The organism is Pradoshia sp. Z6_59 (assembly GCF_058267515.1).
Map to the genome: position 1 here is coordinate 68,921 of NZ_JBZCPP010000016.1, position 15,420 is coordinate 84,340.

12 protein-coding genes are annotated in these 15,420 nt (G+C 38.4%); 4 read left to right on the forward strand and 8 right to left on the reverse strand.

All coding sequences use genetic code 11. The features are described 5' to 3' along the window. Positions 1-11: 11 nt before the first annotated feature. A complete protein-coding gene (locus AC4D4B_RS15170) occupies positions 12-791 on the reverse strand; it encodes an SDR family oxidoreductase (RefSeq protein ID WP_491000424.1) in 780 nt (259 codons plus the stop codon). Next, positions 769-2,016: an acyl-CoA dehydrogenase family protein gene (locus AC4D4B_RS15175; protein ID WP_491000425.1), complete on the reverse strand. Its 1,248-nt coding sequence runs from the start codon at positions 2,014-2,016 to the stop codon at positions 769-771. The genes AC4D4B_RS15170 and AC4D4B_RS15175 overlap by 23 nt, the downstream gene beginning before the upstream one ends. 187 nt (positions 2,017-2,203) lie before the next feature. On the opposite strand from AC4D4B_RS15175, the gene AC4D4B_RS15180 reads away from it, so the two are divergent. Beyond that, on the forward strand, positions 2,204-2,956 hold the full coding sequence (locus AC4D4B_RS15180; protein WP_491000426.1) for a DUF975 family protein: 753 nt from the start codon (positions 2,204-2,206) through the stop codon (positions 2,954-2,956). A gap of 95 nt (positions 2,957-3,051) precedes the next feature. Here AC4D4B_RS15180 and brnQ read toward each other — a convergent pair whose 3' ends face one another. Continuing rightward, positions 3,052-4,404, reverse strand: a complete 1,353-nt coding sequence (brnQ, locus tag AC4D4B_RS15185; protein ID WP_491000427.1) for a branched-chain amino acid transport system II carrier protein — start codon at positions 4,402-4,404, stop codon at positions 3,052-3,054. Positions 4,405-4,787: 383 nt separating this feature from the next. Continuing rightward, the gene (locus AC4D4B_RS15190; RefSeq protein WP_066108055.1) at positions 4,788-5,480 is read right to left on the reverse strand and encodes a GntR family transcriptional regulator; all 693 of its coding nucleotides are present in this window, start codon (positions 5,478-5,480) and stop codon (positions 4,788-4,790) included. A gap of 913 nt (positions 5,481-6,393) precedes the next feature. Between AC4D4B_RS15190 and AC4D4B_RS15195 the strand changes: the two genes are divergently transcribed. Continuing rightward, positions 6,394-10,800: a S8 family serine peptidase gene (locus AC4D4B_RS15195; RefSeq protein WP_490996914.1), complete on the forward strand. Its 4,407-nt coding sequence runs from the start codon at positions 6,394-6,396 to the stop codon at positions 10,798-10,800. A gap of 63 nt (positions 10,801-10,863) precedes the next feature. Here the strand turns inward: AC4D4B_RS15195 and AC4D4B_RS15200 are convergent, their stop codons facing one another. The 3 genes from AC4D4B_RS15200 to AC4D4B_RS15210 form a co-directional block, all read right to left on the reverse strand. Then, positions 10,864-11,295, reverse strand: a complete 432-nt coding sequence (locus AC4D4B_RS15200) for a GNAT family N-acetyltransferase (RefSeq protein ID WP_491000428.1) — start codon at positions 11,293-11,295, stop codon at positions 10,864-10,866. A 29-nt stretch (positions 11,296-11,324) separates the two neighbouring features. Continuing rightward, positions 11,325-11,834: a GNAT family N-acetyltransferase gene (locus AC4D4B_RS15205; RefSeq protein ID WP_490996917.1), complete on the reverse strand. Its 510-nt coding sequence runs from the start codon at positions 11,832-11,834 to the stop codon at positions 11,325-11,327. A gap of 249 nt (positions 11,835-12,083) precedes the next feature. Then, complete coding sequence (locus AC4D4B_RS15210; RefSeq protein ID WP_490996918.1) at positions 12,084-12,779, reverse strand: CPBP family intramembrane glutamic endopeptidase; 696 nt, start codon at positions 12,777-12,779, stop codon at positions 12,084-12,086. Between the two features lie 87 nt (positions 12,780-12,866). Between AC4D4B_RS15210 and AC4D4B_RS15215 the strand changes: the two genes are divergently transcribed. Then, positions 12,867-13,607: a MerR family transcriptional regulator gene (locus tag AC4D4B_RS15215; RefSeq protein ID WP_491000429.1), complete on the forward strand. Its 741-nt coding sequence runs from the start codon at positions 12,867-12,869 to the stop codon at positions 13,605-13,607. A gap of 145 nt (positions 13,608-13,752) precedes the next feature. Further along, positions 13,753-14,937, forward strand: coding sequence for a M20 metallopeptidase family protein (locus AC4D4B_RS15220; protein ID WP_491000430.1), 1,185 nt, complete (start codon positions 13,753-13,755; stop codon positions 14,935-14,937). Between the two features lie 71 nt (positions 14,938-15,008). Here the strand turns inward: AC4D4B_RS15220 and AC4D4B_RS15225 are convergent. Further along, positions 15,009-15,420: class I SAM-dependent methyltransferase (locus tag AC4D4B_RS15225; protein WP_490996921.1), on the reverse strand; the 412-nt coding region annotated here is incomplete at its 5' end.

Sequence of the window (15,420 nt, forward strand, 5' to 3'; positions counted from 1 at the left end):
TCATTTTTTATTTAAACCATGGCGTGTTTTCCGCCATCAACTACCAATACCTCACCTGTTATATAATTGGATGCAGCAGAGGCCAGGAATAAAGCAACCCCCTTGAGGTCCTCATCATTTCCAAGCCTTCCAAGCGGTGTCATATATTCAATTGCATCTTTTCCGCGTTCGAGTAAGACCTTAGACATTTTGGTTGGGAAAAACCCCGGTGCGATTGCATTAACATGAATATTATGTTTCCCCCATTTCACTGCCAAATCTTTTGTTAAAGTAATGACAGCTCCTTTGCTGGCATTGTACCCAACGGTATCCATCATGTCAGCATGAGTTCCACCGAGCCCCGCAACTGAAGCAATATTGATTATTTTTCCTCGCTTCTGTTCAACCATCACCTTCCCCACTGCCTGGGACATCAGGAAGGTTCCTGTCAAATTCGTATTGATTACCTTATTCCAGGCTTCTAGCGGCATATCCAGTGCAGAAGCTCCCCATGAGGCACCGCTATTGTTGACAAGAATATCAATAGCCTCAAATTTATCCAGTGTTTCTGAGACGACACCATGAATATCTTCGGGATTCGCAATATCACATTTTAAGGCCAAGGTTTCAACTCCATATTCTTTATTCAGATAGTCTGCTACCTCGGTGCAAGCCTCAATCTTGCGTGAGCACAGAACAATATTTGCTCCCGCTTCTGCCAACCCCTGTGCAATCTGGGCTCCAAGCCCGCGTCCGCCTCCTGTGATAATCGCTGTCTTACCGGATAAATCAAACATTTGTAAAACGTTCATGATTAGCTTGTGCCTCCCCCAGATATTTTTTAAGCTCAAGCTTGGCAATCTGGGCACGGTGAACTTCATCGGGTCCATCAGCCAATCGTAATGTTCTTGCATTTGCCCAATGAGCCGCCAAAGGATAATCCTCTGATACTCCCGCTGCCCCAAGTCCCTGTATAGCCCTGTCGATAACCTTCAGAGCCATGTTTGGAGCAACGACTTTGATCATCGCAATCTCGGCCTTCGCTTTTTTGTTCCCAACCGTATCCATCATATAAGCTGCTTTTAGAGTTAATAATCTAGCCTGCTCAATTTCAATTCTTGAGTTTGCAATCCACTCCTTTATGACCCCTTGATTAGATAGCGGCTTTCCAAAGGCAGTCCTCTTTTGAATGCGCTTACATAATATTTCAAGAGAACGCTCTGCTGCCCCTATCAGCCTCATACAATGATGAATCCTTCCTGGTCCCAGTCTTCCCTGCGCAATTGCAAATCCCTTTCCCTCTCCCCAAATGATGTTCTCAGCGGGTACTTTAACGTTTTTATATGTAATTTCTCCATGTCCATGAGGGGCATGATCATATCCAAAAACAGGAAGCATTCTTTCTATTTTTACTCCTTTTGAATCAAGAGGTACAAGAATCATAGATTGCTGTTCATGCCGATTTGCCATTTTATTCGTTTTCCCCATCACAATTGCAATTTCACATCTTGGATCTCCTGCACCTGAGGACCACCACTTACGGCCATTGATAATATAGCTATCCCCATCTTTTTCAATACTTGCCTCAATATTTGTAGCATCTGATGAAGCGACATCTGGCTCAGTCATTGAAAAACAGGAACGGATTTCACCGGCTAATAAAGGCTTAAGCCATTTCTCTTTCTGTTCAGCAGTACCAAACCTTTCTAATACTTCCATATTACCTGTGTCAGGAGCACTGCAATTAAATACTTCAGGGCCGATTAATGAGCGTCCCATTATTTCACATAAAGGTGCATATTCCAAATTGGTCAGACCAGCACCGTATTCACTCTCAGGCAGAAATAAATTCCACAGCCCCGCCTTTTTAGCTTTTGATTTTAAGTCTTCCATAATCGGCGGGACCTGACTCCATCTTGATTCTTGCTCATTTAACTGAACCTCATATAATTCTTCATTAGGATATACATACTCATTCATAAAAGCAATTAACTGTCTCTCCAAGTCAATCACCTTACTCGAATAGGAAAAATCCATGCCTTCGCTCCTTTCACATACTGACCGGTAGGTATTGTTAATTACTCCCAATTATACTTGATGCTCTTTTAAATTCCAACTAATTATCTAAAAATTACAAAAACATATATCATTTTACAAATTGTGGCAAAATATATTATTCTTATAAGTAGTTATATACACATAGGAAGAAGGAAGGAGTTTTAAAATGAATATTAAACTGATAAAAAATACAGCCAAACAAAAATTAACTGGCTACTGGGGGATCGCGATAGGAGTTTTTTTCATAAATGCTCTTATAAGCGGAGTATCTGAATCGTTTCTTTATCTTCTTGCAACTTTCTTTATAACCAGCCCATTGGCTGTAGGAAATCATTGGTTCCACTTAGCTATAAAAAGGCAGCAAAACCCTTCTATCGAAACACTATTTGATGGTTTTAAAATGAATTATTTCAGGAATGCCTTAACTAACTTTTTAATCGTAATATTTACTGCGCTCTGGTTACTTTTATTAATTATACCTGGCATCATTAAAGCATTAGCCTATTCCATGTCATTATTTATCTTGCGTGACCGTTCCGATTTAACCGCTCTTCAAGTGATTTCAGAAAGCCGTCGAATCATGAATGGCAAAAAGAAAGATTTATTTGTATTATACCTATCATTTTTACCTTGGTTTATTATCCCTATTGTATTAATTTTTATCGGAATCATATCAATTGTAGTAGGTGCTGATACTATTAATGATGGATTATATTTCAGCGGCATGGCAAGCATGGTTATTGGACTCATCACCCTGTTTGGTATTACTATCTACCTTACACCTTATATAACTACTTCATTAGCAGTCTTCTACGATGATTATGTAAAGCCAGCAGAAGAATCTCATACACAGAATCCACTGCCTTCCACTCATAATTCTGCTGCAGATCATATCGACCTTCTTAAGCGTGTAGAATAAAAAATAATCCCGGCTCCATCATAGAGCCGAGATTATTTTTTTATTGAAAAAAAGACAAAGCCAGCGGTGTCTCACGCTGGCTTCACATGTACTCACTAGTCTTTCTGCATATCTGGAACTTCATTCATTATGGGAGCAGACTGTCTCATCATACCAATCGGATAACCAATAATAGCGCCCAATATGGCTGGTGCAATCCATCCTAATCCCACGGAGTAAAGCGGCAAATAAGCAAATAAATTATTGATTGCTTCTATTTGCAGACCCGCTGCATTAAAACCATCAAACAAACTAACAATAAAGGTTAATGCCAAACTGCAAATATATACTTCTGAAAAACCTTTAAATACATTGTGCATGAATGTAAGGAAAATCAAGCATATAGCCAAAGGGTAAATAGCTGTCAGCACAGGTACTGAAATAGCCACTAAGTCGGCTAGTCCCACATTGGCAACTAAGGCACTGAATACTGATAAAACAATAGCATATGTTTTATAGGACCATCTCGGAGCCAATGTATTAAAGTATGCCGCACAGGCCGTTACAAGACCGATACTAGTCGTTAAACAAGCTGCGATAACAGCAAATCCTAAGATTAAGCTTCCATAAGAACCAAAATAATAATGAGATGCTGCTGCTAATATCGCACCCCCATTATCAAATGCACCAATCTCTTCCACACCGGTAGCACCTAAATATGCTAGCCCTGCATAGATTACCGCAAGTAAACCGGCTGCAATGAAAGCAGATTTCATAACACTTGTCATCATTTGTTTTTTGCCGTGAATCCCTGTTGAACGAACTGCATTAATAATGATAATTCCAAATACGAAGGATGCCAATGTATCCATTGTTAGGTATCCTTCCTGGAAACCCTTAAAGAATGCATTTTCTGTATATTGTTCAGCCGAAGCGGTCAGGCTTCCCATTGGATTAAACAAAGCTGCCAGAATCAATAAAGCGATAAAAAATAATAAGATTGGTGTTAACATTTTACCAACTATATCTATAATTTTTCCTGGCTTTAATGCAAAGAAACACGTAATAGCAAAAAAGATAACAGTGAAAATCGCCATTGCTACTGTGCTATTCATATCACCAATTAAAGGTTTAACACCAATTTCATATGAAACCGTTCCCGTCCTCGGCATCGCAAACAAAGGCCCGATAGCTAAGTAAAGAACTGTAGTAAATATAATAGCAAACATGGGGTGTACACGTTTAGCCATCGTATATAAATCGCTTTGGCCAGAATACCCAATTGCCAATACTCCTAACAGAGGTAATCCCACCCCGGTTATGATGAAGCCGAATGTAGCTTCCCAAACATTCGATCCTGACATTTGCCCCATTAATACTGGGAATATTAGATTTCCAGCCCCAAAAAATAAGGCAAAGAGCATAAAACCAATCGCTAGTGTTGTAGATTTACTCTTCATATTACCCAATTAAAACCCTCCGTTCCTATCTAGTTGAACATTTTAAATTTTCTAATAATTCTAACATCTTTTGATATAACATTACCCATTTTAACACATTTGTCAAGATTATTCAGACTTTTTGCCCTATTATTCTACTTTTCCACATCACTACTAACATCCACTGTGTTTCCTATATCGGTGATTATAGTAACTGTCCTCTATAAATGCAAGGGTATTAGAGAAACTAAAGTAATGGTAAATTTTATTAATCTATTATATTTAAGGGGCTAAAAAACGTACATACATCTTATTAAAGTTTATATTACCCTTTTAAATATTAAAAACCCTTATTCCATGAATAAGGGCATTCCGAATAATCCAATATACCATTGATAAAAGGGAAAATGAGATTATTCTACAAAGTATTCAGCATATTGGCTATCCGGTTCCAGCAAACTATTCCAATATTTTTCTGGTCCTAATATATGATGACTAACAGCCTCATCTATTTGGTCAACTTTTTTATTTTCAATAATATCAATAATGTTTTTATGTTGTTTAATAATATCTGTATAATCATATTCGATTTCAGATAATAACCGGATTCGATTATAATGCGTACTTAACCGATTTATTGCATCCCAGATATGGTCTTTTTCCTGATCTTTATAAAATAGGGAGTGGAATTCCTGATCCAATTCGTGAAAGGTTCTTTCCATTCCTTTTTTTCCTATGAAATTTTCTTGTAAGCTGATAACTTTTTTTAACTCTAATAGTGTTTCGTCAGAAATAGATTCGCAGGCTAACTTAAGAACCTCTTTTTCTAGTACAGAGCGCATAAAGGCTGCCTCTTTAACCAATTTATAATCAATTTTTGATATGTATGAGCCAACCTGCGGCCATACTTCAACCAAATGTTCCTCTTTTAATTTTCCGATTACCTCTCTGATTGGAGTACGAGAAATCCTTAATTCATTAGCCAGCTCAATTTCACTGATTGCTTGTCCTGGTTTTAATTCTAGAGACATAATGCCATTCTTAATAATTCTGTACGAATAATGTTTATTATTTTCTCCAGGTAATTTGGGTGTCACTGTTAACATCATGATTTCTCCCTTATATAAAGCATATAAATATTCCCTACAAATATCAGCATATAGCCAGTATACATGTTTTATTTAATTATCATCAAAACTCATTAATTTTTCAAGCAATTCAAAATAAAAAGCTGAAGGGCCTTGGTCAGGAGCGAGGAGCATAAGACAAAGGCACGTAGGGAATGCCCTTACCCCGCAGTGGCTTTGCTTATGTCCCGAGCTCCTAGGCCCTGAAGCTGGATTGCATAAAAAGCTGAAACGACTGCATCAAGGAACAAAGACTAAATACGCCACATCCTGTGGCAACGTCTTTGTGACCAACATAAGACAAAGGCACATCTCCCACATTCTACATCAGTTATGTCAGCATCCTCTAAATATCCTGCTATAGTTCGACATCTTCCAACAATAAACATAGCCTATTTCTTTATCTAAATAAATTAAAACTACCGATTCTGAATACTTTTCTGGGATAAAGGTGAGAGTTGGATTCACCTTATTTCATATAAGTAACAAAATATCCCACCTTATTCCCCAGTCTTTATTTGATTAAGACAAAGAAAGACTAGTAATTAAATAGCTTAATAAGTCAGACGGCTTATTTTTATTATAATAGTATATTAAAATTCTTCCTCCCTCCTTTTTCATACAACTATCTCCATATGAAATCAGGTATAAGTATATTCTTTTCTAATCATTTCCTAATTAGAATGACACCTACAGCTGTAGCCAAACTACATCCAATGATTCATTTTCAATTTCCATAGTATACTTGCGACATTTAGTGACAGCATTTGTTTACTTCAATTCGTTATGGTAGAAATATCAGCAGGATTACATAATTCGATATTACTTAACAGGGAGGTGAAAAAATACTTGGCATATTGGCAATTTAATAATCTAGTATAGGGAGGAATACTTGTTGAAAACAAAGAGAAAAAAACTGTCGTCACTCATTCTAACATCTATGCTCATTCCATCATTGCTCTTAACTACAGGATTTACGTCTTCACCATCTTCTACTGCTTCCTCAGAATCCATCCATAGTTCAGCAAAATCTACGATTATACAGAATAGCAGTAACAAAATCTCCAAAGATCTTCAAAATGAGTTTAAGGAAGAAGAAAAAGTCACCTTCTTAATTAAACTTAAAGAGCAGGTAGACACTGCCAAGGTAGCAAAAGAAGCTACTGCTACTGCGAAAAAACAAAAGCTATCATCAGCCAAGACGACCTTGACTAAACGATCTTCCATCGTTACAAATCTTCGCGCAACTGCTGAAGAAACTCAGCATGAGCTAAAAAACTATTTAGAAAAACAAGAAAAAGCCGGTAATGCTGAAGATATTCAATCCTTCTACATCGTTAATGGGATGGCTGTAACAGCTACAAAAGAAGTCATGGAACAAATTGCCGCATTTCCTGAAGTAGAAAAAATTTCACCGAATGAAACTGTACATCTTGTAGAACCTGTTAAACAATCCAAAGCTGAAAAGCCATTAATCGAGTCCAATATTATGGAAAATTCCTCCAAAATAGAGACAAAAGAAGAAACCACCTCGATCGAATGGAATATTGATAAAATCAGCGCACCTCAAACATGGGCAATGGGAATTGATGGAGCTGGAACAGTCGTTGCCAGCATAGATACTGGTGTGCAATGGGATCACCCTACCCTAAAGACAAAATACCGTGGGTACAACCCTGCTAATCCAGACAACCCGAACCATGAGTTCAGTTGGTTTGACGCTACTTCTACAAACCGCCCTGCAGCATTTGATGATAATGGTCATGGTACCCATACAATTGGAACAATGGTCGGATCAGAACCAAATGGTGCTAACCAGATTGGTGTAGCCCCTGGCGCTAAATTCATTGCTGTTAAAGCACTAAATGCAGCTGGCAGTGGGACTCAAGCTGATTTACTAGAAGCCGGTGAGTACGTTTTAGCACCGAAGGACGCGAATGGTACTCCACACCCTGAATATGCACCAGATGTCGTAAACAACTCATGGGGTGGCGCAGCAGGATTAAATGAATGGTTCCGTCCGATGGTTCAAGCATGGAAAAGTGCAGATATCTTTCCTGAATTTTCTGCAGGAAATAGCGGACCAGGAACAGGAACTGTAAATGCTCCATCCAATTATCCTGAATCTTATGCAACTGCCGCAACAGATATCAATAATGCTTTGGCAAGCTTTTCTTCAAGGGGACCTTCTCCATATGAAGGAGTCATGAAACCAAATATAGCTGCACCAGGTGTAAATATTCGCTCAGCTATACCTGGAAACGATTATGCTTCCTATAATGGAACATCAATGGCCGGGCCTCATGTGTCCGCAGTAGTTGCCCTGCTTAGACAAGCTGATTCGAGCTTAACTGTTGATCAAATAGAAGAGATTATGGACTTAACAGCAACACCATTAACTGACAGCGCTTATCCAGAGTCACCTAACTATGGATATGGTCACGGTTTGGTAAATGCTTTTGATGCTGTCTCTTCAGTTGTTAGTGGTTTAGGAAAAATTAAAGGAACTGTCTCCAAGGATGGTGATGATACTCAAGCACCTGAAATTGAAACAGAGCCTGTGACTACCTCTTATAAAGAAATGGACCTTCCTCTTAGCGCAACCGCCACGGACGATGTATCCGTAACATCTGTCGTTTTGAAATATAAAAAAGCAGATGGCAGCTGGACTGAAGTCGCTGCGGAACGTGTAAGCGGAGATTATAAATCCGGTGAATACGAAGCAACCATACCTGGTGCTGATTTAACCGGTGATTCAACAGAATACCAATTTATCGCATATGACTTTGGAGGCAATTCAAAAGAAACAGCTGTTTATCCAGTAGAATTACTTCCGGGTATTACAGTTGGCTATGAAACAGATTTTGAACAAAACCCAATCGGATGGACATCTTACGGTACAAATAATTCATGGGAATGGGGAGTACCAACAACAGGCCCTGGCGCTGCATTCTCTGGTGAAAAGGTATATGCAACTAACCTGACAGGAAATTATGCAAACAGCTCTAATATGAGCCTGGAAATGCCACCAATTGATCTTCCTGAAGGAGCCAGCTACTTACAGTTCAAACAATGGTTTGATTTAGAAAGAAACTATGACTTTGGGCATGTATTTATTTCTACTGATGGTACCAACTGGACACAGGCAGCTCGTTTCAACCAAACATCCGATGGTTGGATTGATGGCGAAGTCGACTTAAGCGAATATGCAGGACAACGTATCTATATTTCCTTCAATGTTACAACTGATGGGTCTGTCCAGAAAGCTGGATGGTATTTGGATGATGTCAAATTATCGGCAACTCCTATCCAACCTTCGTCAAAAGCTAAACATGGTGTGAAGAAAGATACAAAAGCTACTGATACTAAAATCAAAGATACAAAAGCTAAAGACCCTAAAGACGACAAAAAAGCAGCAAAAGAAAAAGTAGACGCATCAAAAATCAAACCAGTATCTGAAAAAGATAGTGCAAAAAATGAAAAACCTAGCAATGAGAAACCGGCACCACTGCTTTTACCAATTCAAGCAGAGGTAACCGTTCTTGAAACTGGCCGTTCTGTTTACACCAACCCACAGGATGGTTCCTATGAATTAACGCACGCAACAGGTGATTACACTGTTCAAGCAGAAACATATGGATTCCAATCTCAAACACAAACAGTACGTGTTGAAGATGGTGGAGTTGCTACCGCAAACTTTACATTACAGGAAATCCCTAAAGGTACTGTCAGCGGTACAATTACGAATAAAGTAACAGGAAATCCTGTTGCAGGCGCCACAGTTTACCTTGTGGAGGATGCTGCAATTACTCCTGTGACTGCAAATGAAGATGGCGAGTATTCCATTACTGCATATGAAGGTACCTACACACTAAAATTTGTTGCACCATCCTACTACAGCTCAGAAACGACTGTAACCATTGAAGCAGGCGAACCAGTCGTTAAAGATGTTGAGTTACGCCCATTCATTGGCTATGCAGGGGAGATTAAGTATGATGATGGAACAGCTGAAAATGCCAGATCCTTCAATGCGGCAGGCAATAGCTGGGCTGTTAAAATGTCATTAAAAGAAGGGGAAGATCAAGCTCTAGTAACTGGTGCACTCCTTCGCTTCTGGGATATGGAATGGCCAGTCCCAGGCGGTACTGAATTCCAAGTATCCGTTTATGATGCCAGTGGTGCAAACGGCGGTCCGGGTACTAAATTGGCAGGTCCTTTCAACGAGACAGCTTTACGTGACGGCACTTGGACACATGTTGACCTTGCCGAACACGGCATCATGGTAGAAGGAGACTTCTTCATTGTCTATACACAAACAAAAGCAAATCCTAATTCACCTGGCTTGGCAACTGATGAGGACGGTCCAAATGCTAAACGCAGCTGGCAAGGTGTAAGCGGTGCATGGTCTCAATCACCAGAGGCTGAAGGAAACTACATGATCCGTGCGACCGTCAACTATGAATTACAAGTACCATCCATCACTTCTCCTAAAGATGGAGCATTTACGAATAAAAAATCTGTGACAGTTGAGGGTAAATCTTCTCCTGAAACAACCATTGATTTATTCAATGATGGAGAACAAACTGCTACTACGGAAACGAATGCAAGTGGCGACTTCTCAGTTGCAGTCGAGTTGAAAAATGGTGCAAATACACTGACTGCTAAAGCAAAAACTGATGTCGGTTCAACAGACCCATCTGAACCAGTTACGATTACACTTGATCAGGATAAACCTGAACTGACTATTACTTCACCGACAGATGGTTCTAAAACAAATAAAGAAACCGTTACAGTTACAGGAACAATTGCTGATGCCAATCTGGATTGGGTTAAAGTAAATGGTCAAACTGCAACTGTAAGCGACGGGAAATTCAGCAAGCGTATCCTTCTTGATGAAGGTATCAATGAGATTACTGTTCAAGCTAAGGACAAAGCAGGCAACAGCATTAAAAAGATCATCACAATTGATGCCAATTATACGGCACCTGAACTTTCCAACATACTTCCTGCTGAGGACAAAGTATTGGAAAGCGGCGATTCTGTCAAAATCGAATTTGATAGTGAGCCTGGACTAGACGCTACCTTCTCAATCCTTGCTCCAGTCACAAACCTTGGCGTCTCAAATGCACTTGAGCTTCCAATGCGTGAGACATCGGAAGGACACTATGTCGGCTACTATACTGCCACTAAAAATATCAAAGCAAACGGGGCAGCCGTTCAAGTAACTGCAGAAGATGACTATGGTAATAAAACGATTGAAAGAGCGGAAGGATTATTATATATCAACGCTCCGCAATAAAATAATTGAAGCACAAGTGCTGCTATAAGCACTTGTGCTTTTCCTTTCTAAACAAAACAATCTTTAAGTAAGACTTTTTACAAATCCAATACTTTTCTCACCATAACCCCTGTTTCTATAAAACTGATGGGCTGCCATTCTTTCAGGCCGATTTCCACTATTTAAGCTCATTCCCATAGCTCCCAGTTTTCTTGACCAGTTTTCAGCACCCTCTATCAATGCTTTCCCTATCCCTTTATTACGATAATTAGAATCTACTACAAGTGTTAAAATCCTGATATAAAAGCCGTCCATCTCATAATAATAACTTTTACTAAGCCCTATCATCCCAACAATTTCACCATCATAAGCTGCTACTAAAGTATGATAATCAGGATGCTGTTGAATAGTGTAAAATCTTGTTTTCATATTTTCCAGGGTAGAAGGGTAACCAAGATGAACCATCAGGTCTGTTAGAGCGCCTATATCCCTTGTTATCGCTTCTCTAATTTCCATTTTTATCCCTATTTCATCAAAAAATACAGTTATATCTTACGAACATATCTTAATGAGATATAGTTTTCTTCCTCTGTATTTCCGTATCCTCGTTGTTCATTATTGAAAATGAATCCTCTTGCTTCATAGAAAGGAATTCCTTTTTGATTTCCCTTTGCCACAGAGACCCATTGCTCAGTTGCATGAAATTCCTCTTTTTGTTGTTTTGTAAGAACATCTAATAACCTTGTCCCAATTCCTTCATTACGCCTATTAGGGTTAAGATATAAGACAAATACCTCCCCGATTGTCTCTCCAATCATGCCACCTCCAATTGCTCCAATGACTTCATTGTTTTCCACAGCAACAAAATACCCTCCCCACTCCCTGCCTGTATCAGTTACTTCCTTTAAAATTCTTTCGTGATTATAAAATTCTTTTATGACTCTTTTAATATATTCTTCAGACCTCAGGCCTATATATGTGGCCCGCTGTCCATCACTGCATACTTTCGCAATCCCCTCAACATGACTTGCATTCGCTTTTAAAATGTTAACCACTTTCCACCCCTCCAATTCCCCCTGTTCAGAAGATTCCCTCTACAAATTCGAGCTTTTACTATCATTTATAATTCAACATAAAAAGGTATTAATCCTTTTTGAATTAATACCTTTCATCTCATCTTTTGATATATTCCTATAAATCTAAATTCGTTGTTTACTATTGCCTCAAACGTCATTTCTTAATAGTTCCAGCTTTGGAAGCATCGATAATTACGCGGTATCTTTCAACTCGCGGGAGCAACCTCCTTAACCAAAGCTAGTCAGTAATACCATAATTCCATTAGTCAAACCGTGAATGATAACCGCTGGCCAAATTGAATTGGTTCGTTCATATGCAAGCGCAAAAATGATACCACTGAAGAAATTTACTGGCATCACATTATAGGTCGGAATATGTACAATCGTAAAAATGATTGAACTAAGTAAAATAGCTCCAACAAATCCTATCCGTGTACGCAACCAGCGATATAAAAATCCTCGATAAAAGATTTCTTCATATATTGGAGATATAATAGCTGCGGAGATAAAGGCTATTAAAAAGGTGAATAAAGTTACATTTTGCTGTAAAGCCTCTGTTTTGTTATTCTCCCACGTATTACCTATAAGACTAGTAAACAAAATTATAATTACTGAACCAACTAATAAAATAGTAGAATACAGAATAATAAGCTTCCAAACTTTCATATTAAATGATTTTATCCCTACCTCTTTCCAAGATAATTTTTTCGGATTAAGTGCAATATAATAAACACCTGAAATTAAAATAATGGCTATTATTAGTCCAATTAATGTCCCTGAATATAAATCATTCTCGAGCCAATTGGTAAGATTCGGTTTAAATATCAATTTTACAAAACCAATTACAAACACAAATTCCAAAAGGATTAATAATACGAATTCCTTTAGCCCCCAATAATCTTGTTCTTTCCAGTTCATTTTCATCCGATAGCCCTCTTCCTATATATGGTATAATCCAACTATATTAGATGACGCTACGTCACCTGCAAGTTTTTTTCAGGAGGAAATGAAATGAAACAATTGACTACGGGAGAGGTCGCTAAACAGCGAAATATATCCGTTCGTACCCTGCGTTATTATGATCAGATTAATTTGCTTACCCCTAGTTATAAAGCAGATAACGGGAGGAGATCCTATTCAGAAGATGATTTATTCAAACTTGAAAAAATTATTATTCTCAAATCTCTTTCACTTCCTTTAGAAACTATTCGCGATATATTAGATAGACTATCCTTCCAACAAATTCTAATCTCACACTACAATTACCTACAAGATCAACTCACGAATATCCAAACAAGTATTTCTAATACTACATCACTAATTAATATGAGCCAGCTGCAAGGATCCTTATCGTGGGAAGATGTTTTAAATCTAGTCCAAAATTCACAAAATAACTCAAAAAAATGGATTGATTACTTCCATCAAGATGAAAAGATACTTTTACAAAAATCCATACCAAGTCTCAGCAGCAATGATAAAACAACACAACAGTATATGTTCTTACTAAAACAAATTGAGTATTGTATTCAAAACAAAATTAAACCCGAATCTGAAATAGGAGCCCAAATTGCTTCTGATTTAATTAAACTATCAAATGATACATTTCAAGGGAATGAAGAATTAATGAATCAGTTTTGGGAAGTCAGAAAAAAACCCGCAGAAGAAACAGGCTTATACCCAATTCCTAATCATGTACTAGAATTTGCAGAACGATGCATTGCGTATGTAACAGATTTAGAGACTAGCCATTAAATTTATCTCCCTCGCCTGTTTATTCAAGGCTTAGAGTTAACTCTATTTGCTATGCGAATAATTATTGAAGAAAACGTTAATATAAACTGCCTGCAATGCACAAAATACGAAGAAGCAAACTATGAAGGCTATGCAGGAGGTACATATGAATCAATTCTTAGAAAGTGCAAGGGCTATGAAGGATGAGTTAATCAAATATAGAAGAGAAATTCATCAAAATCCTGAAGTAGGAGACCACCTTCCTCAAACCACGAAATACGTAATGGAGAAGTTAAAGGAATTTGGTTATGAACCAAAAGATATCTGTGAAAGTGGGATTGTAGCACTGGCGGGGAAACCTGATGCCAAAAAAACATTTCTATTGCGGGCCGATATGGATGCTCTTCCGATTAAAGAGGAGACAGATTACCCGTTTAAATCAACAAATGGAAATATGCACGCCTGTGGACATGATATGCACACAACTATGCTACTAGGGGCTGCCAAATTATTAAAACAGTACGAGAATGAACTGGAAGGATCCGTTAAGCTCGTATTCCAGCCAAATGAAGAAGGCTTCAAGGGTGCAAAATTAATGTTGAGGTCGGGCGTTTTGGAGAATCCAAAAGTGGATGCTGCAATGGCCTTACATGTACATTCCGGTACACCAACTAATACGGTATTATATGGGCTTGGAACCGCAATCGCAGGTTGTACAATCTTTAGAATTACTGTTAAAGGTGTCGGGTGTCACGGAGCAATGCCTGAAACCGGCGTTGATCCAATTAATATTGCAGCGCATATCTATACCTCCATCCATGAAATCATAGCAAGAGAAATCTCAGCAACTGAATCGGTGGTTATCACGATTGGAAAGTTTCAGGCAGGAAGTACTCATAATGTAATCCCTGACCAAGCCATATTAGAAGGTACAATTCGTTATTTAAATGTGGATTTGGGAGATTTTATTTACAAAAGGATGGAAAAAATAGTAACGTCAACAGCTGAAATGTTTAGAGGTGAAGCTAAAATAGAAGTTGTTGCATCCGTTCCACCCTTAACGAATGATAAAGACTTAGCCAATCAATTGTCCTCTTATGTAAGTGATGTAGTCGGTAAACAATCTGTCATTTCTTTTGAAGGCGGAGGCATGGGTTCCGAAGATTTCGCTTCATATTGTTATGAAGTACCTACCGTTTATTTTTTGCTGGGAGCCGGCACAAAAGAAGAGGACCCTCATTACGGACTTCCTATGCACCATCCACAGGTAGTTTTTAATGAAGAAATCCTACCAACCGGTGCCGCCATGCATGCCCATGCGGCAATGATGTGGTTAAAAGAGAATCAATAGAGAACGCAGTAAGAGTGTGGCAAAGTTTTTAAAGGATGCCACACTCTTTTAAATCTAGTATATTTTATAATTCACTTTTTAAATATGGCTGTCAAAAAACCTTCCTCAGCAAATACACCCTCCATTGAATCTGATTGTCTCATGTTTCTTATTTCAATCTCCTTCAGATCCTTAAAGATGTCTCTTAATTTATGCTCTGTGAACCCCAAACCTCCCTTTAGGCTCCATAATCTATACACATCCCAATCTGTTATATCCGATCCGCCATACTTCCCATTTTCAAGAAAACACGTAATACCAAACAACCCATCTGTTTTGAGAGCTCTATTAACTAAACTATTATAGGTAATCCTGCGATGAGGTGCTATATGATGAAAGCATCCTGAATCAAACACGATATCATAGCTTCCTTCATCAATAGCTAAATCAAATATATTTTTATGTATAAAGTTAATTGTTAATCCACTCTCTTTAGCCCGCTCT

Excerpts from the sequence above, each read along its gene's own strand:
- AC4D4B_RS15170 (WP_491000424.1), bottom strand. The coding sequence starts at position 791 with ATGAACGTTTTACAAATGTTTGATTTATCCGGTAAGACAGCGATTATC.
- AC4D4B_RS15175 (WP_491000425.1), bottom strand. The coding sequence starts at position 2,016 with ATGGATTTTTCCTATTCGAGTAAGGTGATTGACTTGGAGAGACAGTTA.
- AC4D4B_RS15180 (WP_491000426.1), top strand. The coding sequence starts at position 2,204 with ATGAATATTAAACTGATAAAAAATACAGCCAAACAAAAATTAACTGGC.
- AC4D4B_RS15190 (WP_066108055.1), bottom strand. The coding sequence starts at position 5,480 with ATGTTAACAGTGACACCCAAATTACCTGGAGAAAATAATAAACATTAT.
- AC4D4B_RS15200 (WP_491000428.1), bottom strand. The coding sequence starts at position 11,295 with ATGGAAATTAGAGAAGCGATAACAAGGGATATAGGCGCTCTAACAGAC.
- AC4D4B_RS15210 (WP_490996918.1), bottom strand. The coding sequence starts at position 12,779 with ATGAAAATGAACTGGAAAGAACAAGATTATTGGGGGCTAAAGGAATTC.
- AC4D4B_RS15215 (WP_491000429.1), top strand. The coding sequence starts at position 12,867 with ATGAAACAATTGACTACGGGAGAGGTCGCTAAACAGCGAAATATATCC.
- AC4D4B_RS15220 (WP_491000430.1), top strand. The coding sequence starts at position 13,753 with ATGAATCAATTCTTAGAAAGTGCAAGGGCTATGAAGGATGAGTTAATC.